The sequence below is a fragment of the Mycolicibacter icosiumassiliensis genome, assembly GCF_900078685.2.
Taxonomy (GTDB): Bacteria; Actinomycetota; Actinomycetes; order Mycobacteriales; family Mycobacteriaceae; genus Mycobacterium; species Mycobacterium icosiumassiliensis.
The window spans coordinates 2,422,804-2,439,902 of sequence record NZ_LT546166.1 but is presented as its reverse complement, the minus strand read 5'-3'; the positions used below and the strand labels follow the sequence as shown (position 1 = coordinate 2,439,902).

Sequence of the window (17,099 nt, the reverse complement as noted above, 5' to 3'; positions counted from 1 at the left end):
GTCTTGCTCAACCAGACCGAGCACGGTCAGACGATGTGCTCACAGAAATGCCCGATTGCCTGCGCTGAACCATGGCCAGACCGCCGCGTCCCGGCGCCAAGGCGACACCGCGCGACTGTCTGCGTTCGTCGGGTGCCGATGTAGGAACTAAGGTGAATTCTCGAAGCACGGTCCGAAGCACAACGTTCATCTCCATGTTCGCGAATGCCGCACCCACACAGCGGCGAACGCCGCCCCCGAAGGGGATCCAAGCGTGCGTGTTGGGGGGTTCGTCAAGGAATCGCGTCGGGTCGAATGACTCGGCCCAGGCAAAGTTGCCGTCCGATGCATGCGCCGTGTCGATGGCAACCACAATTGCACTGCCTGCTGGTATTATCCACTCCCCCAATTGAAGTCGTGCTTTCACGCTGCGAACTGCCGCCTGAATAACCGGACGCGTGCGTTGCACTTCCCAGATTGTGGCTTGGCACATCTCGGAGCTGCCGGCGTCGAGATCGTCGGTCAGCTGGTCCAGCAGCACCGGGTGTCTACGCAAACGCTCGATCGCCCAAGCCAAGGTGGTCGCGGTCGTTTCGTGGCCAGCGGTGAGCAAGGTGAGTAGTTCATCGGCCAGGTGCTCGTCGCTGATCCTCGTACCATCTTCGTAGCGTGCGCGCAGCAGCAGTGCGAGGACATCGGTTCTCGTGTCCAGTGCAGGATCGGCGAGCGCGTTGCGGATCAGGCGTTGTACCGCCGAGTCGTAGCGGCGTCGGTACTCGGCGAGACGTCCGCCTAGGCTCCAAGGGCCGTAGTCGCGACGGATAGCCATGGGTAGGTTCGTCATTCGGGCGCCGAGAAGTACGGCATCGGGCAGAAGGCGCCGTAGCTCGTCAAAGTCCTCGCCTTCGGCGCCAAAGACGGTGCGCAGGATCGTGTTGAGGGTGATCCGCATCATGGAAGGCAACGCGGCGAACTCGATTCCTTCGGGCCAGCCGGCGCATTCACGAAGGACTTCTTCCTCCACGATGCTTTCGTAGCCGCGGATTCGGCGACCGTGAAATGGTGGCACGAGAAGTTTGCGTCGCTGAAGATGGGCGTCGCCGTCAAGGCTGAAGGTCGATCCCGGTCCCAGGACCCTGCCAAGACTGGACCCTTCGCCCAAGAGGTCACCGCCACTGACGAACACCTCTTTGACCAGTGCTGGGTCGCTCACCACCACCAAGTTCTCAAAGCCGGGTAGCCTGACGGTCGCCGATGTTCCGTAGCGTCGCTGTAAGGAAGCCATCGCGCGGTCACGCGCTGCCAGGAACACGGCCAGCTGAACGAGCTTGGGGCTACGCGGCCCTGGTGGAAGGCGTACCGGACTTGTCGTCGCCGTAACCATCGTCACTCCTTGGTAGTTGGAATGGATCCCGTTGAACTGGGTGGGCCGGATGCCCGGGCTGAAAGATGAACTGTCAGAGGAAACAGGTCCAGTCGTCGCTGGGCGGCCAAAAGATCACCGGCTTTCAGCCCTGTCGCGCGCGCCACAAGTTGGCCGTCCTGGTCGTAGTCGGCCGTGATGTCCAGATCGGCGCTGTCGATTCCTGCTTCAGCCAACGCCTCCGCGACTGCACCGAGCGCGGCGTCGGCGCGCAGAGCGAGCTTAAAGGGCTTGCCTATCTGCGTGACGGGGATGACGTCGACGACGTGGACTGCTTTTGCGACCGCGGCGGGTTCGGTGATGGACTGCTGCGCCCACCTCAATAGTTCAGCCTCGCTGACGGGTTCAGTAGTCACGACATAGACGACCGGCACCTCACCTGCGTGCGGGTCGGGCCGGCCGACTGCTGCGGCATCGGCAACCGCTGGGTGCCGGCGCATCGCGTCCTCGATCACCACTGGATCGATGTTGTGCCCACCTCGAATGATGACGTCTTTGACTCGGCCAATGAGGAACACGTAGCCATCTGAATCGACGTAGCCGAGGTCGCCGGTCAGCAAGCCGCCTTCATGCAGCGCTTCGCCCCCGCTCAACGCACCGCTGTCCCCTACATAACCGGGGAAGACGTTGGGGCCATATATCTTCAGCCGCCCGCTCTTTCCGGCAGGGAGTTCGATCCACTCCCCCTGATCGTCACGCTCCACTGCAACGATGCGCTGATAGGGAAGCCGCAAACCCACTGAACCGGCACGGGAGATCTCGAATTGTGACGCGGCACTGACACATGTGCCTTCGGTCAGGCCGTAGCCTTCACTGAGCTCGATTCCCGTGCGTGCACGGAATCGAGTGCGCACCGCGTTCGGTAGGGGCGCCGCACCGACGGCTGCGATCAGCAGCGAGCCGATATCGGCGTCCACCGGGATCTCAGCGAGCACCGCGTATACCGTAGGGACCGCTGACATCGCCGCCACCTGATATCTCTCGATGATCTTCCAAAAGTGTTGGTAGACAGCAGGATCACGAAAGCCAGCGGGGCCGATCCAGACCACAGGGTAACCGCGGAGCAACGGCGCCAGCCCGGTCACAAGCACCGCGTTTACATGGAACAGGGGCAGGCCCGCCAGCACCCTTGAAGATTCGGGCAGTGTTGACTGGAGCGCCAGTGACCACGCCATGGCCACCTCGTTGCGGTGGGTGTGTGCCGCCAGTTTGGGTGTTCCAGTAGTGCCACCGGTGTGGAAGTAGCTGGCGATATCGTCGGCCGCTGGCGCCGGGCACTCCAAGGCGCTATCCGGTTGCCCTGCCAGCGCGGCATCCAAGTACTCGACGGTGGTCCGGGCCAGCGGCTGCAGTTCAGGGCCGCAACCTGCCGCTCCCTCGGGTCGCACCGCGTACAGGGCCTGGATACCGATTACGGAGGCGACGTGGCGTGCCTTGACCCAGGTTTCCGGATCAAGTTCGGGTCCCGCGGCCACGATCACGCGGGAATCCGCCAGGCGTGCCAGTGCCACCAGTCGCTCGGCACTGAGGGTCGGGTTGACCGGGGCGGCGATACCCGCGGCTTGCGCTCCGAATGTCGCGGCCAGGACCAGACCTGTGTTGGCTGACATCAGGGTGACCGCCGTCGCACGTGAGACGCCTTGTGCGTGAAACAAGTTCGCACATCTGCGCACGGCTTGAGCCAACCGAGTGTATGTCCATGATTCAGCGTTGTCCCACTGCGCACCAGATGACAGCAGGTGCATGGCAATCCCGTCGGGCCACCGCGCCGCCGCGGCGGCCACGACAGCGTAGGTCGACTCCGGCAAGGCTCGCTCCGACAGCGGTACCGCCTCGATGCGAGCCAGATCATGGTGGCTACGGCAGATCGGCCAGTCCTCCTGCAACGTCACATCGAGTCTCCACTCTGGTCACGGCCGGGAACGTCCGGGCACTCTAGTCTGACGTATTGATTGATAATCAGTCAATACCAAGCGCGGCTCCGGCGGCACGAGAAGGCGCCCAACCCGACGCCTCGGGAACACCATCGGTGGGCCCTTGACGACTTTTGCAACACGAGCTAATTTACTACTGATTGATAATCAATCAGTCACCGACGAGAGGCCATACATGCGGTTACATGAGAAGGTTGTCGTGATTACCGGCGCCTCCCAAGGGCTCGGGCAACACCTTGCCCTGCAACTGGCGGCTGAAGGCGCCCAGGTCATGCTGACAGCACGCAATGGGGAACGTCTTGCCGCCATCGAGGCGAGCATCGTGGCGGCAGGAGGCTCGGCAAAGATCTTCCCAACCGACCTCACCAATGAAGACAATTGCCGTGATCTGATCACCGAGACTCTCGATCAGTTCGGCCGGATCGACAACTTGGTATTGAACGCCGCGTTTGCGACCTACGGGTCGCTCAGCGAACTACGCACGTTGGCACCTTTGCGAGACGCCATGGAGATCAACCTCTTCGGCGCCGTCATGCCAACCTTCTATGCCCTTTCAGAATTGATCGAGCGCCGAGGTTTGATCGCCTATGTCACCTCGGGGGCCGGCCACCTGCCGATGGCTGGCTACCTGGGCTACACCACCAGCAAGCACGCCATGAACGGCTTCTTCGAAGCGCTGCGCCTGGAGCTTGCTGCGCACGCCGTCGACGTTCTCACCATAAATCCGGGTGACATGTACAGCGACGACGGGGCCGGACGAACCGTGTTCGGCCCCGATGGGCAGGAATACAAGGTCGACCTATCGGTGCGCCGTCGCAACGATATTGCTCGGCGGCCGACCAGTGAAGTCGCCCGGCGGTGCGTCGACGCGATCATTGAGAGGAGACGCGAGATTGACCTGTCGCCACCGATACAGAAAATCGGGTCGCGAATGAGGATATTTGCGCCCGGACTCATTGATGCACGCATCATGCAGAAGGCGGCCACGATGCGCAGCGCCTTCGACGCCATTGCCGACGAACAGCACCGGTCACAGCACCCAGAGTTCCAGGAAGATTGCACATGGTGCCAAAGCGGCAGGCCGACATATATCCCTGTTAAGCACGAATAGTGTTGTTGAGCACAAATAGTATTGTGTAGCTTCGCAATCCAAGGCAAAGAGCTCACCGATCCACGCCACAGTCTTGGCGGCCCGCGACTATTCCAGTCGCTCGCTGACCTCGTCGACGCAGTTGGAGGCGCCCATCGCCGCCACCCAGCCGGTGATCTGGCGGGCCACATCCTGTGCGGTCAGGCCGACCTCGGCCAGCAGCTCCCCGCGCGAGGCGTGGTCGTAAAAACGCTGCGGCAGACCGACGTCGCGGCAGGGCAGATCGATCTCGGCATGCCGCAGCGCCGCCGACACTGCCGAGCCGATACCGCCGGCGACGCCATTGTCCTCGCAGGTGACCACCAGCTTGTGCGCGCCGGCCATCTCCACGAGCACCGCCGGCACCGGAAGCACCCAACGCGGGTCGATGACCGTCACCCCGATGCCCTGATTGTGCAGCCGGTCGGCCACCGCCAACGCCATGGGCGCGAACGCGCCGACCGCGACCAGCAGGACGTCTTGCGGCAACCCGTCGGCCGGAACCGCCAACACGTCCACCCCAGAGCGCCGCTCGATTGCGGGAATGTCTTCGCCCACATCCCCCTTCGGGAATCGCAAGGCAGTGGGCCCGTCATTGACCTCAAGCGCTTCGCCGAGCTCTTCGCGCAGCCGGACGCCGTCGCGAGGTGCGGCGACCCGGATTCCGGGCACGATCCCCAATATCGACAGATCCCACATGCCGTTGTGACTGGCACCGTCGGGCCCGGTGATTCCAGACCGGTCCAATACCAGCGTGACCGGCAGCCCGTGCAGTGCGACGTCCATGACCAGCTGGTCGAAGGCGCGGTTGAGGAAGGTCGAATAGACCGCCACCACCGGGTGCAGGCCGCCCATCGCCAGCCCGGCGGCGGACGTCAGTGCATGTTGCTCGGCGATCCCGACGTCGAACATGCGATCCGGAAAGCGCTGCCCGAACGGCGCAAGCCCGGTGGGGCCGGGCATCGCTGCGGTGATCGCGACGACGTCACGACGCTTGGTGCCGTACTCGATGAGCGCGTCGGAGAACACCGCCGTCCAGCCGCGCCCCGCGGTTTCGGTGGCATAGCCGGTCAGCGGATCGATCACCCCGCAGGCGTGCATCTGCTCGGCCTCGTCGTTCTCGGCCGGGCCGTAGCCCTTGCCCTTCTGGGTGACCACGTGCACGATCACCGGCCCGCCGAAGCCCCGTGCACGGCGCAGCGCGGACTCCACCGCCGCCTCGTCATGACCGTCGATCGGGCCCAGGTATTTCAGGCCGAGGTCGGTGAAGAGCGCCTGCGGCGCCAGTGCATCTTTGAGTCCCGCTTTGAAACTGTGGATCACCTGGTAGCCGAGTTCCCCGACGACGGGCATCCCGCGGATCGCGCTGCGGCCCCGCTCGAGCAGTCGCTCGTAGGCGGGCTGCAGTCGCAGTGCGGCCAGGTGGTCGGCGAAGCCACCGATGGTGGGCGCATAGCTGCGGCCGTTGTCGTTGACCACGACCACCACCGGTCGGTTGCCGGCGGCGATGTTGTTCAGCGCCTCCCAGCACATGCCGCCGGTCAGGGCGCCGTCGCCGACGACGGCAACCACGTGCCGATTGCGGTGCCCGGTCAACTCGAAGGCCTTGGCCAGGCCGTCGGCGTAGGACAGCGCCGAACTGGCGTGGCTGGACTCCACCCAGTCGTGCTCGCTCTCGGCGCGTGACGGGTAACCCGACAGCCCGCCCTTCTTGCGCAGGGTGTCGAAGTCGGGGGCACGGCCGGTCAGCATTTTGTGCACGTAAGCCTGGTGCCCGGTGTCGAAGATGATCGGGTCGTGCGGGGAGTCGAACACCCGGTGCAGGGCCAGCGTGAGCTCCACCACGCCCAGGTTGGGCCCCAGATGCCCGCCGGTGGCGGCGACCTTGTGGATCAGAAACTCGCGGATCTCCGCCGCCAGATCGGTCAGCTGCGCCTGCGACAGGTGCTGCAGATCGGCGGGGCCGCGGATCCCTTCAAGCATCCGGCCAGTCTACGCATGGCGCCGAGCACCCACGGTCAGCGCTGGCGCCGGGAGTCAGCGGGTTAGCAGCGCCACGCACTCCACGTGATGGGTCAAGGGGAACGCGTCGAACACCCGGATCTGCTCGACGGTGTACCCGTGCCCGCGGTAGAGGCCGATGTCGCGGGCGAAGGCCGCCGCCTCGCAGCCGATGTGCACCAGGCGCGGCACACCCGCGGCCGCCAACAGATCGATCACCTCGCGGCCGGCACCGGCACGCGGCGGGTCCAGCACCGCGACGCCGGCTGCGGCACGCTCGGTGCCGAGCATGCGGCGCACCGAGTCGGTGCGCACCGATACCTGCGGCAGATCGGCCAGCGCCGCCCGTGCGGCGCCCGTCGCGGTCCGCGAGGTGTCGACGCTGATCACCCGGCCTGACTCCCCCACCGGCTCGGCAAGCGCTGCGGCGAAGATCCCGGCCCCGCCGTAGAGATCCCAAGCGGTGCTTCCGGATTCGGGCTGCGCCCATTCCGCGATCAGCGCACTGTAGAGCGCGGCCGCGCGGCGGTGTGCCTGCCAGAACGCGGTCACCGGGATCTGCCAGCGGCGCCGGCCCACCCACTGAGTGGCGTGGTAGTCGCCCTCGACGACTTCCGGGCGATGGTCGCGGCCGGTGCTCACCACATGCCGGACACCGTCGTCGTCGGCCACCACGTGCAGATGATCACCGGGCCGCCAGCTCTGCTCGCCCAGCCCCTTGATCATTCCCGTCGGCAGCTGACCACAGCGCAGGTCGGTCACCAGCTCATCGCTGTGATAGCGGTGAAACCCGGCCCGCCCGTCGACGCCCACCTCCAGGCGAACCCGGCTGCGCCAGCCCGTCGCACCGTCATCGCCGAGCGGCTCGGCTGCACCCTGCCACTCGTGGCCGCCGAGCCGGGCCAGCTGGTTGGCCACCACCTCGCCCTTGAGGGCACGCACCGCGGCCGGATCGGCGAACGCCAGATCGCAGCAGCCGGCACCGTCCACGCCCGCGATCGGGCACAGCGAGTCGATCCGGCCGGCCGCGGGTTCGAGCACCTCGATGCATTCACCGTGCCAATACGATCCCCGCTCGGCGGTGATCCGGACCCGCACCTGCTCACCGGGCAGCGCGTAACGCACGAAAACAACTCGGCCGTCGTGCCGGGCCACACAGCTGCCGCCGTTGGCCGGCGCGCCAGTAGTCAAGACCAATTCCTGGTCGATCACTCTAAGAAACCTCTCCGGGTGTCGCCGGGCGCGTGGTGCGGCTCCAAGACTTTGCGCCGCTCCGAGGAGTTCAGCTGCCAGGGCACCGAGGTGACCATGACCTGCGGCATGAACAACAGCCGGGTCTTGAGCCGCAGCGCACTCTGGTTGTGGAGCAACTGCTCCCACCAGTGGCCCACCACGTATTCGGGGATGTAGACGGTCACCACGGTGCGCGGCGACTCCTTGCTGATGCGTTTGACGTAGTCGAGCACCGGCCGGGTGACCTCGCGGTACGGCGATGCAATCACCTTGAGGGGGACGGTGATCTCGCTATCTTCCCATTCGCGCACCAGGGCGCGGGTTTCGGTGTCGTCGACATTGACCGTGATCGCCTCCAGGGCGTCCGGGCGCGTCGCCCGGGCGTAGGCCAGGGCGCGGCGGGTCGGCAGATGCAGCTTGGACACCAGGACCAGCGCGTGGTTGCGGCTGGGCAGCACCGCGTGGTCATCCAGCGCGGCCGACTGCTCGGCCAACTCCTGACTGACGGTGTCGTAGTGCCGGCGGATCATTTTCATCACGGCGAACAGCACCGACATCGCGACGATCGCGATCCACGCGCCGGCTACGAACTTGGTGGCGATCACCACGATCAACACCACTCCGGTAGCGACGAATCCAATGGTGTTGACCACCCTCGAACGCATCATCTTGACCCGTGCCGCACGGTCGGTTTCGTTGCGCAGCAACCGGTTCCAGTGCCGCACCATGCCGATCTGACTCAACGTGAAGGAGACGAACACCCCGACGATGTAGAGCTGGATCAGCGCAGTCACCTCCGCCCCGAACGCCACGATGAAAGCGATGGCCACCACCGCGAGGAACACGATGCCGTTGGAGAACGCCAGCCGGTCGCCGCGGGTGTGCAGCTGGCGCGGCAGGTAGCGGTCTTGCGCCAAGATCGAACCCAGCACCGGGAAACCGTTGAACGCGGTGTTGGCGGCCAGCGCCAGAATCAGCGCCGTGACTCCGGCGATGATCCACAGACCGGGCGGAAAGCCCCGGAACACCGTCTCGGCCAGCTGAGCCAGCAGGGTCTTCTGCTCGTAGTCCACCGGCGCCCCGATCAGCTGTTCGTGCGGGCGCGCGGCGATCTTCACCCCGGTTTCGCGGGCCAACACGATGATGCCCATCATCAGTGTCACCGCGATCACACCCAGCATCAGCAGCGTGGTGGCTGCATTGCGCGACTTCGGTTTGCGGAAGGCCGGCACGCCGTTACTGATCGCCTCCACCCCGGTCAGTGCGGCACATCCGGACGAAAACGATTTCGCCACCAGGAACACCAGGGCCACCCCGACCATCTCGCCCTGGGTGGAGTGGATCTTGAACTCCGCCGAATCGGCCTGCAAGGGATTGCCCAGCACGAAGATCTGGAACAGCCCCCACCCCAGCATGGCGAAGACCCCGACCATGAACGCATACGTCGGGATGGCGAACGCGGTGCCCGATTCTCGGATGCCCCGCAGATTGGCCGCCGCCACGACGATCACGGTCCCGACCGCGAACGCGACCTTGTGTTCGGCGATGAACGGTATCGCCGAGCCGATGTTGGCGATCCCCGATGAAATCGAGACCGCAACCGTCAGAACGTAATCCACCATCAACGCGCTGGCCACGGTCAGGCCCGCGGTAGCACCCAGGTTGGTGGTGACCACCTCGTAGTCACCGCCGCCGGAAGGGTAGGCGTGCACATTCTGGCGGTAAGAGGCCACCACGGTGATGAATACGAAAGCGACAGCCAGGCCGACCCACAGCGTCATCCGATAGGCGGCCAGGCCCGCCACCGACAACACCAGAAAGACTTCTTCGGGTCCGTAGGCCACCGAGGACAGCGCGTCGGAGGCGAATACTGGCAGGGCGATGCGCTTGGGCAGCAGCGTGTGGCTTAGCCGATCGCTACGGAAGGGCTGGCCCAGAACCAGGCGCCGCGCAGCGGTGGAAATCTTCGACACGAGAGCCAAGGGTAAGCCAGGCGGGCACTGGCGGTAGCGTTCACCGAATACAGGCACTACTGCAGTCGATAACCAGCCGAAAGTCGGCCCAGAGGGCCTGAAAGGACACAGCACGTGCGGGTAGTTGTGATGGGTTGCGGCCGGGTGGGAGCCTCGCTCGCCGACGGGCTGTCCCGGATCGGCCACGAGGTCGCCATCATCGACCGGGACAGCACCGCGTTCAACCGGCTCAGCCCGGAGTTCAACGGCGAGCGAGTGCTCGGCATGGGCTTCGACCGCGATGTACTGCTGCGAGCGGGCATTGAGGAAGCCGCTGCGTTCGCCGCGGTGTCCTCGGGTGACAACTCGAACATCATCGCGGCGCGGCTGGCCCGGGAGACGTTCGGCGTCTCGCGGGTGGTCGCCCGTATCTACGACGCCAAGCGGGCCGCGGTCTACGAGCGCCTGGGCATCCCGACCATCGCCACCGTGCCCTGGACCACCGATCGGCTGCTCGACGCGCTGACCCGGGAAAGCGAGACCACCAAGTGGCGTGACCCCACCGGCACCGTCGCCGTCGCCGAGGTCGTCCTGCACGAGGACTGGATCGGTCGCCCCGTCACCGACCTGGAGGCCGCCACCAATGCCCGGGTGGCGTTCTTGATCCGGTTCGGGACCGGCATCCTGCCCGAGCCCAAGACGGTGATTCAGGCCAGCGACCAGGTGTACATCGTGGCGGTGTCCGGCCGGGTCGCCGAAGCGATCGCCATCGCCGCCCTGCCGCCCAGCGAAGACCTGGACAAATGAAAGTAGTGATAGCCGGCGCCGGCGCGGTCGGACGATCGATTGCGCGCGAGCTGCTCGACAGCGATCACCAGGTGACCCTGATCGAGCGCAACCCCGAGCATGTCGACACCGAGGACATTGCCGATGCGCAGTGGCATCTGGGGGATGCCTGCGAGCTGAGCCTGTTGGAGGCGGTGCACCTGGAGTCCTTCGACGTGGTGATCGCCGCGACCGGCGACGACAAGGCCAACGTGGTGCTGTCCTTGCTCGCCAAGACCGAATTCGCGGTACCGCGGGTGGTGGCCCGGGTCAACGATCCCCGCAACGAATGGCTGTTCACCGACGCCTGGGGTGTGGACGTCGCGGTGTCCACGCCGCGCATGCTGGCCTCGCTGGTGGAGGAGGCCGTCGCGGTCGGAGACCTGGTGCGGCTCATGGAGTTCCGCAAGGGCCAGGCCAACCTGCTGGAGATCACACTGCCCGACGACACCCCGTGGGGCGGCAGGCCGGTGCGCAAGCTGGCACTGCCGCGCGACGCCGCGCTGGTGACGATCTTGCGCGGGACCCGGGTTATCGTGCCCCAGGACGACGAGCCGCTCGAGGGCGGCGACGAGCTGTTGTTCGTGGCATCCAGCGGCGTCGAGACCGAACTGCGCGCGCTGCTGCTACCGGCCCACTGACCGCGGTTCACGCTCGGTCTCGCCCGCGGCAGGCCGCTCGTCCAATGCGCGCTGCACGTATTTGACCGCCAGGTAGGTGACCACCGCCGCCACCGCGGTCAACGGCCAGCCCATGGCGATGCGTGCCACGCCGAGCCAGCCGGTCTGGTCGGCGTTGTACAGCATTCGCTGCACCACGAAGCGGGAGCCGAATACCAGCGTCCAGGTCAGTGTCGCGAGGTCGTAGGCGTAGATCGCCGACCGCAGCTCACGCCAGGTCTGGGGCTGGCCGCTGGCCCACGACCAGATGTAGCCGACCACCGGACGGCGGATCACCATTGATGCGGCGAAGACAACCGCCCACACCAGCGACGTCCAAATTCCGAGCAGGAAGTAGCCCTTGGAGTCACCCATCAGATAGGCGATCAGGGCGCAGACGGCGACCCCGAAGAAGCCGGAGATGGCCGGTTGACTGGATTGCTTGCGGATCAGGCGCCACACCAGCACCGCCGCGGCCACGCCCAACGCCGATAGGACGGCGACGCGCAATCCGAAGAGATTGGAGGCGGGCACGAACACCACGATCGGCAACGAGGAGTAGATCACTCCGGCCACTCCGCCGATCTGCTCCAGGAGGCGCTGCGGCCCCTGGGCGCCCTCGGCGCTGTATTCCTCGCTCATCGCTGCACCGACCCGAAGGGAGGCGCGATCACTGCTGGATTTCGTAGTGGGGGTTGTAGATGGCCTTGCAGCCGCTTTCGAGTTTGCCGAGCCGGCCATGCACCCGCAGGGTGCGACCGGAGTCGATTCCGGGGATGCGTCGCTGCCCCAGCCATACCAGCGTCACCGTGTCGGTGCCGTCGAACAGCTCGGCGCGGACGCCGCCGACGCAGCCCTTGGCGTTGGCTTCGACGCTGCGCAGTACCCCGACCATGGTGACCTCTTGGCCGCGTTGGCAGTCGATCGCGCGCTGCGCGCCGGTACTGAGCGCCTCATCGGACAACTCTTCGACGTCACGCAGCTCGGGGTCTTCCGTCAATCGCCGAGTCAGCCGGCGCAGGTACCCTTCCGGAGCAGCCATTGCTCTCTCCCTCAATCGTGTGCGCACGCTACGGTAGACCTGTTGAATACCTAATGCCACATGACCTGCCTACGGGGTGGCTGACAACACCCAACACGATCAAGAGGTGGCATGGTTCTGCGCGGCGTGACGGCCGTCCTGCTGCCGGGGACCGGATCCGACGACGACTACATCCGCCGGGCGTTCTTCCGTCCGTTGCAGCAGGTGGGTGCCGAATTGGTCACTCATCGCCCGCAGCCCGGCCGCCTCATCGAGGGCTATCTGGAGGCGCTGGATTCAGCGGCCGTCCGGTCCGGCCCGATCCTCGTCGGTGGAGTGTCGATCGGTGCGGCGGTGGCCACCGCGTGGGCACTGCGCCATCCCGAGCGAGTGGTCGGGGTGCTGGCTGCGCTGCCCGCATGGACCGGCTCGCCCGATGACGCCCCGGCAGCTCATGCCGCGCGCTACAGCGCCGGGCAGTTACGCAACGACGGCCTGGCGGCGGTGGTGGCCCAGATGCGGGCATCGAGCCCGACGTGGCTCGGCGACGAGTTGACTCGCTCGTGGACCGCGCAGTGGCCACAACTGCCCGACGCGCTGGAGGAGGCCGCGGCCTTTGTCGCGCCAACACCTGCCGAGCTGGCGGCGCTGACCGTGCCGATGGGCGTGACCGCGGCGGTCGACGACGCGGTTCATCCGTTGCAGATCGCTTCCGAATGGGCCGCCACGGTCCCGCGGGCGGCACTGTGCACCGTCACCCTGGATCAGATCGGAGCAGATCCGACCGCGTTGGGCACCGCCTGCGTGGAAGCGCTGACGATTGCGGCCGTCGAGCCAGCTAACCGCCGGGTCTGATTCGGCGGTCCAGCTTCGCCTCTCCTGCGTCGAGCCTTGCTAACCGCCGGGTCTGATCGGCGGTCCAGCTTCGGCCCTTGCTAACCGCCGGGTCTGATTCGGCGGTCCAGCTTCGGCTCTCCTGCGTCGAGCCTTGCTAACCGCCGGTGATAGTGCGCAGCTGCTGCATCGCGGATCCCTCCACGCTGCGGCGTGCGGCCGGCGCGGGGGGTATGTCACCGCCACCACCGAACATGGCGGCCTGTTGCAGCGCGACCGCCTGCTGGGTTGCGGCCTGTTCGGCCGCCGCCTGCTGCGCCGCGGCCTGTTGCGCCGCGGCAGCCCGCAACTGCTCGGCCATCGGCTCGGGCAGGCGCACCGGCAACGGGGTGCGCACCGGCAGCGGAGTGTCGCCGCGCCGGACTACCGTGTCCGCCAGCGCCTCTCGCGCCTGCTGGGCGAGCACATCTATGGTCTCGGGCCGACCGTTGATCACGCAGCGCACCATCCAGCGGTAGCCGTCGACACCGATGAACCGGACTGCGCCGGTCGCCGAACCGAGCACCTCCCGGCCCCACGGACCGTCGACGATGCTGACCATGGCGTTGTCCCTGCGCAACGCCTCGGCCAGCTCACCGGCCACCTCACGCCACAGACCCGCCGACTTGGGCGCCGCGTAGGCGGCGATGTTGAACCGGCCGTTGGGTGTCACCAGCCACACCGCACTGGGAACACCCGCCTCGCTCAGTTCGACCTGGACCTGAGCGCCCGCCGGCATCGGCACCAGCACCGAACCCAGGTCGAGTCGGGCCGTCGTCGCAGCCGCGGGGTCGTCGAAGTCTTCGATGTCGAAGGGGCCGTCGAGCTCCTCCGCATCGGATACGCGCCCATCCGCTTCTCCGTGGACTTCCGGCCCGGCGCTCGTTGGCTCGTCGGCCTCGCCTTTGCCTTTACCCCTACCGAATGCCATCACAGCCGCCCATCTTCGTCACTTCGTGGTCTTCGCAGTTGGTGGTCGTGAGCCATCACAAGCTCGCGTGCCCACCCGAGGACCCGTGTCCACCGGAACCACGGGTCGTTGGTTCCAGCCCGGCCTCGTCGAATGAGGCCACCTCGACCAGTTCCGGAAGCTCGACCCGCTGCACTAGCAACTGGGCGATCCGGTCGCCGCGGTGGATCTCGATCGGCGTCGCCGGGTCCAGGTTGATCAATGAGACCTTTATCTCACCACGATAGCCCGCGTCGACGGTTCCGGGACTGTTGACAATCGAAAGACCCACCCGCGCAGCCAAACCCGACCGGGGGTGGATAAGGCCGACCATGCCGAAGGGAATTGCCACCGCGATCCCGGTGGGTACCAGTGCACGCTGACCTGGACCCAATTCGACATCGATCGCGCTGTAGAGATCGACGCCGGCGTCGCCGGCATGAGCACGGCTCGGCAGTGGAAGATCCGGATCCAGGCGAACAACCGCAAGACTGGGTGACACGAGGCGCAAGACTACTCTTAGCCGGATGTCGGGATCGCGCCTGAACCATCGGGCATCGCAAACTGTGCGCTACAGCGAACAGCTGTGGGTGCCGTGGTGGTGGTGGCCACTGGGGTTCTTGGGTAACGGCCTGATGGCCTACGAAGTCCGCCTGGGCCTGCGTACGCTGCCCGGCTGGCTGCCGTTTGCGGTGTTCTTCGCCATCAACGTCGGCGCACTGCTGTGGCTGGGACGCATCAAGGTACGAGTCATCGACAACGGCGGAGAAACACAGCTGTGGGCCGGCGACGCACACCTGCCCGCAACGGCTATCGCACGCTGCGCCGAGGTCCCGCAGTCGGCCAAGTCCGCAGCGCTGGGCCGCCAGCTCGATCCGGCGGCATATGTCGTCCACCGCGGCTGGGTAGGGCCCATGATCTTGGTCGTCCTGGATGATCCCGACGACCCGACGCCGTACTGGCTGGTCAGCTGCCGCAATCCGCAACGGGTGCTGGCAGCCCTGAAGGGCTGAGCAGGATTGAGCGGGACGGGCCCGGTCAGGCCGCGCAGTCGGTGCAGATCATCACACCGTTCTTCTCACTGGCCAGACGGCTGCGGTGCTGCACCAGGAAACAGCTCGAGCAGGTGAACTCGTCGGCCTGCTTCGGAATGACACGCACCGACAGCTCTTCACCGGACAGGTCGGCGCCAGGCAGCTCGAACGACTCGGCCGATTCGGACTCGTCGACGTCGACCACAGCGGACTGCGCCTCGTTACGCCGCGCCTTGAGTTCCTCCAACGAATCCTCGGAAACGTCGTCGGTCTCGGTGCGCCGCGGGGCGTCGTAATCGGTAGCCATGGTCTTCATCCCCTCAAGTCCCCTCGAAAGCCTGCGCGAGCTTTGTACCAGCGTCGAACGCATCCACCAAATGATTCGTGCCCAGATCGCGGTCAGATCAAGTGTGATTTACGTCACATTATGTTCCTGACCACGGTGATCGTTCCGGCGAGCGCCCTCTAGAGTGCGTACGTGGTCGCGCAAATCACTACCGGTACCGAGTTCGACAAGCACGGTCGGCCGTTCCGGCGACGCAACAACAGACCGGCCGCCTACGCCTTGGCCGCCCTGGCATTGCTGACCGCCGTGGCATGGGCGGTGGCGCTCACCCGGCCGGTCGATGTCCATGAAGTCGCGGTGTGCAATGCCCCGCCGGCACCGAGCGAGCCGGGCCGGCCACGGCTGGGCACCCAGGTACCGCGCGCCGCGATGATCAGCACCACTCCGGCCAAGTTGGCCGACGTCAAGGCCCGCGTCCTCAATGCCAGCGGCCGGGCCGGACAGGCCGCCGATGTCGCCGATGCGCTGCGCGACGACGGCTTCCCGCAGCCGACCGCCGCCAACGACCCGATCTACACCAACGACCGGATGGACTGCCAGGGCCAGATCCGCTTCGGCCCGGCGGGCCAAGCCGCCGCGGCAGCACTGTGGTTGGTGGCGCCGTGCACGGAACTGTTCCGCGATGACCGCGCCGACGATTCGGTGGATCTGGCGGTCGGCAGCGACTTCGTCAACCTGTCCCACAGCGATGACATTGAGGCGGCGCTGGCCGGTCTGCGTCCCGACGCCACCGGGCTGCCCGACCCTGCGCTGCTGACCAAGATTCATTCCGGCACCTGCTGACGACCGATCGCCGACAAGGAGATCCGATGACCGGCACCGACGCCGTACCCTGCCCGACCGGGGACCGGCCGATCGCCGGCGCGCGCCGGCAACGACGGGGCTTCGGCGTCGACGTGGGCGGCAGCGGCATCAAGGGTGGCGTGGTCGATCTGGACACCGGCGCGCTGATCGGCGAGCGATTCAAGCTGCCCACGCCGAGCCCCGCCACACCGGTATTGGTCGCCCAGACCGTCGCCGCGGTGGTCCGGGACTTCGGTTGGACCGGTCCCCTGGGTGTCACCTATCCGGGCGTGGTGGTCAACGGCGTGGTGCAGACCGCCGCCAACGTGGACAAGTCCTGGATCGGGCTGAACGCACGGGAGACGATCGCCGCCCAACTCGACGGCCAGCAGATCGTCATCCTCAACGACGCCGACGCCGCCGGGCTCGCCGAGGAGCGCTTCGGGGCGGGCAAGAACAACAGCGGCGTGGTCGTATTGCTCACCTTCGGGACCGGGATCGGCTCGGCGGTGATCCACAACGGAAAGCTGCTGCCCAACACCGAACTCGGGCATATCGAAGTGGGCGGCAAAGAGGCCGAGCACCGGGCCGCCGCGTCGGTCAAGGAACGCAAGAACTGGTCCATGGAGAAGTGGGCCAAGCAGGTGACCATGGTGCTGATGGCGGTCGAGGACGCGCTCTGCCCGGACCTGATCATCGTCGGGGGCGGTATCAGCCGCAAGGCCGATCGGTGGGTGCCGCTGCTGGGCAACCGGACCCCGGTGGTCGCCGCGACACTGCAGAACACCGCGGGGATTGTCGGGGCCGCGATGGCCTCGGCGGCCGACGTGACCCGCTGAATAACGCCCGCTCGGCGATTACCGCCTCACCCTGTCGTTACAATGGTCGACGGCGGCCGCCTAACCGATAGCGGCGACTATCCAAGTTGATCACCAACTGAAATAGAGCCGACATTCGA

17 protein-coding genes are annotated in these 17,099 nt (G+C 66.3%); 7 read left to right on the top strand and 10 right to left on the bottom strand.

The features are described 5' to 3' along the window. Window positions 1-7 precede the first annotated feature (7 nt). Together BN4346_RS35670 and BN4346_RS35665 are read right to left on the bottom strand one after the other, a co-directional pair. Window positions 8-1,363 (bottom strand): cytochrome P450, encoded by a 1,356-nt coding sequence (locus tag BN4346_RS35670; RefSeq protein WP_067972559.1) that lies wholly within the window; start codon window positions 1,361-1,363, stop codon window positions 8-10. A 2-nt stretch (window positions 1,364-1,365) separates the two neighbouring features. Beyond that, the gene (locus BN4346_RS35665) at window positions 1,366-3,294 is read right to left on the bottom strand and encodes an acyl-CoA synthetase (protein ID WP_067972557.1); all 1,929 of its coding nucleotides are present in this window, start codon (window positions 3,292-3,294) and stop codon (window positions 1,366-1,368) included. 145 nt (window positions 3,295-3,439) lie between these two features. Between BN4346_RS35665 and BN4346_RS35660 the strand changes: the two genes are divergently transcribed. Then, window positions 3,440-4,447 (top strand): SDR family NAD(P)-dependent oxidoreductase, encoded by a 1,008-nt coding sequence (locus BN4346_RS35660; protein WP_154677596.1) that lies wholly within the window; start codon window positions 3,440-3,442, stop codon window positions 4,445-4,447. A gap of 87 nt (window positions 4,448-4,534) precedes the next feature. Here the strand turns inward: BN4346_RS35660 and dxs are convergent, their stop codons facing one another. From dxs to BN4346_RS35645, 3 genes are read right to left on the bottom strand one after another with little or no spacing between them, the layout of a single operon-like run. Further along, a complete protein-coding gene (dxs, locus tag BN4346_RS35655) occupies window positions 4,535-6,448 on the bottom strand; it encodes a 1-deoxy-D-xylulose-5-phosphate synthase (RefSeq protein ID WP_067972551.1) in 1,914 nt (637 codons plus the stop codon). 54 nt (window positions 6,449-6,502) lie between these two features. Continuing rightward, entirely contained in the window at window positions 6,503-7,678 is a 1,176-nt protein-coding gene (locus BN4346_RS35650) for a class I SAM-dependent RNA methyltransferase (protein ID WP_067972548.1), read from the bottom strand. Next, window positions 7,675-9,672, bottom strand: a complete 1,998-nt coding sequence (locus BN4346_RS35645) for an APC family permease (protein WP_067972545.1) — start codon at window positions 9,670-9,672, stop codon at window positions 7,675-7,677. The genes BN4346_RS35650 and BN4346_RS35645 overlap by 4 nt, the downstream gene beginning before the upstream one ends. A 114-nt stretch (window positions 9,673-9,786) precedes the next feature. Here BN4346_RS35645 and BN4346_RS35640 point away from each other — a divergent pair, with 114 nt between their 5' ends. Both BN4346_RS35640 and BN4346_RS35635 read left to right on the top strand, forming a co-directional pair. Continuing rightward, window positions 9,787-10,458 carry a potassium channel family protein gene (locus tag BN4346_RS35640; RefSeq protein WP_024441570.1) on the top strand — a complete coding sequence of 224 codons (672 nt, stop codon included), beginning with the start codon at window positions 9,787-9,789 and terminating at the stop codon, window positions 10,456-10,458. Then, on the top strand, window positions 10,455-11,117 hold the full coding sequence (locus BN4346_RS35635) for a potassium channel family protein (protein WP_067972542.1): 663 nt from the start codon (window positions 10,455-10,457) through the stop codon (window positions 11,115-11,117). Before BN4346_RS35640 ends, BN4346_RS35635 begins: the two co-directional genes overlap by 4 nt. On the opposite strand, the gene BN4346_RS35630 is transcribed toward BN4346_RS35635, so the two are convergent. Together BN4346_RS35630 and BN4346_RS35625 are read right to left on the bottom strand one after the other, a co-directional pair. Further along, on the bottom strand, window positions 11,103-11,777 hold the full coding sequence (locus tag BN4346_RS35630) for a DUF3159 domain-containing protein (RefSeq protein ID WP_067972539.1): 675 nt from the start codon (window positions 11,775-11,777) through the stop codon (window positions 11,103-11,105). The genes BN4346_RS35635 and BN4346_RS35630 overlap by 15 nt on opposite strands. Before the next feature lie 28 nt (window positions 11,778-11,805). Next, entirely contained in the window at window positions 11,806-12,177 is a 372-nt protein-coding gene (locus BN4346_RS35625; RefSeq protein ID WP_067972536.1) for an OB-fold nucleic acid binding domain-containing protein, read from the bottom strand. Window positions 12,178-12,288: 111 nt separating this feature from the next. Between BN4346_RS35625 and BN4346_RS35620 the strand changes: the two genes are divergently transcribed. After that, window positions 12,289-13,011 carry an alpha/beta fold hydrolase gene (locus BN4346_RS35620; RefSeq protein ID WP_067972532.1) on the top strand — a complete coding sequence of 241 codons (723 nt, stop codon included), beginning with the start codon at window positions 12,289-12,291 and terminating at the stop codon, window positions 13,009-13,011. A gap of 136 nt (window positions 13,012-13,147) precedes the next feature. On the opposite strand, the gene BN4346_RS35615 is transcribed toward BN4346_RS35620, so the two are convergent. Both BN4346_RS35615 and dut read right to left on the bottom strand, forming a co-directional pair. Continuing rightward, on the bottom strand, window positions 13,148-13,963 hold the full coding sequence (locus tag BN4346_RS35615; RefSeq protein ID WP_407695079.1) for a DUF3710 domain-containing protein: 816 nt from the start codon (window positions 13,961-13,963) through the stop codon (window positions 13,148-13,150). A 52-nt stretch (window positions 13,964-14,015) separates the two neighbouring features. Then, entirely contained in the window at window positions 14,016-14,480 is a 465-nt protein-coding gene (gene dut / locus BN4346_RS35610) for a dUTP diphosphatase (RefSeq protein ID WP_067972526.1), read from the bottom strand. A gap of 25 nt (window positions 14,481-14,505) precedes the next feature. Here dut and BN4346_RS35605 point away from each other — a divergent pair, with 25 nt between their 5' ends. Further along, window positions 14,506-14,991, top strand: a complete 486-nt coding sequence (locus tag BN4346_RS35605; RefSeq protein WP_067972523.1) for a DUF3093 domain-containing protein — start codon at window positions 14,506-14,508, stop codon at window positions 14,989-14,991. A 25-nt stretch (window positions 14,992-15,016) separates the two neighbouring features. On the opposite strand, the gene BN4346_RS35600 is transcribed toward BN4346_RS35605, so the two are convergent. Next, entirely contained in the window at window positions 15,017-15,319 is a 303-nt protein-coding gene (locus tag BN4346_RS35600; protein ID WP_019738982.1) for a DUF4193 domain-containing protein, read from the bottom strand. 171 nt (window positions 15,320-15,490) lie between these two features. Between BN4346_RS35600 and cei the strand changes: the two genes are divergently transcribed. Together cei and ppgK are read left to right on the top strand one after the other, a co-directional pair. After that, window positions 15,491-16,141 carry an envelope integrity protein Cei gene (cei, locus tag BN4346_RS35595; protein ID WP_067972520.1) on the top strand — a complete coding sequence of 217 codons (651 nt, stop codon included), beginning with the start codon at window positions 15,491-15,493 and terminating at the stop codon, window positions 16,139-16,141. A gap of 26 nt (window positions 16,142-16,167) precedes the next feature. Beyond that, a complete protein-coding gene (gene ppgK, locus BN4346_RS35590; protein ID WP_067972517.1) occupies window positions 16,168-16,980 on the top strand; it encodes a polyphosphate--glucose phosphotransferase in 813 nt (270 codons plus the stop codon). The last annotated feature ends 119 nt before the right edge of the window (window positions 16,981-17,099 follow it).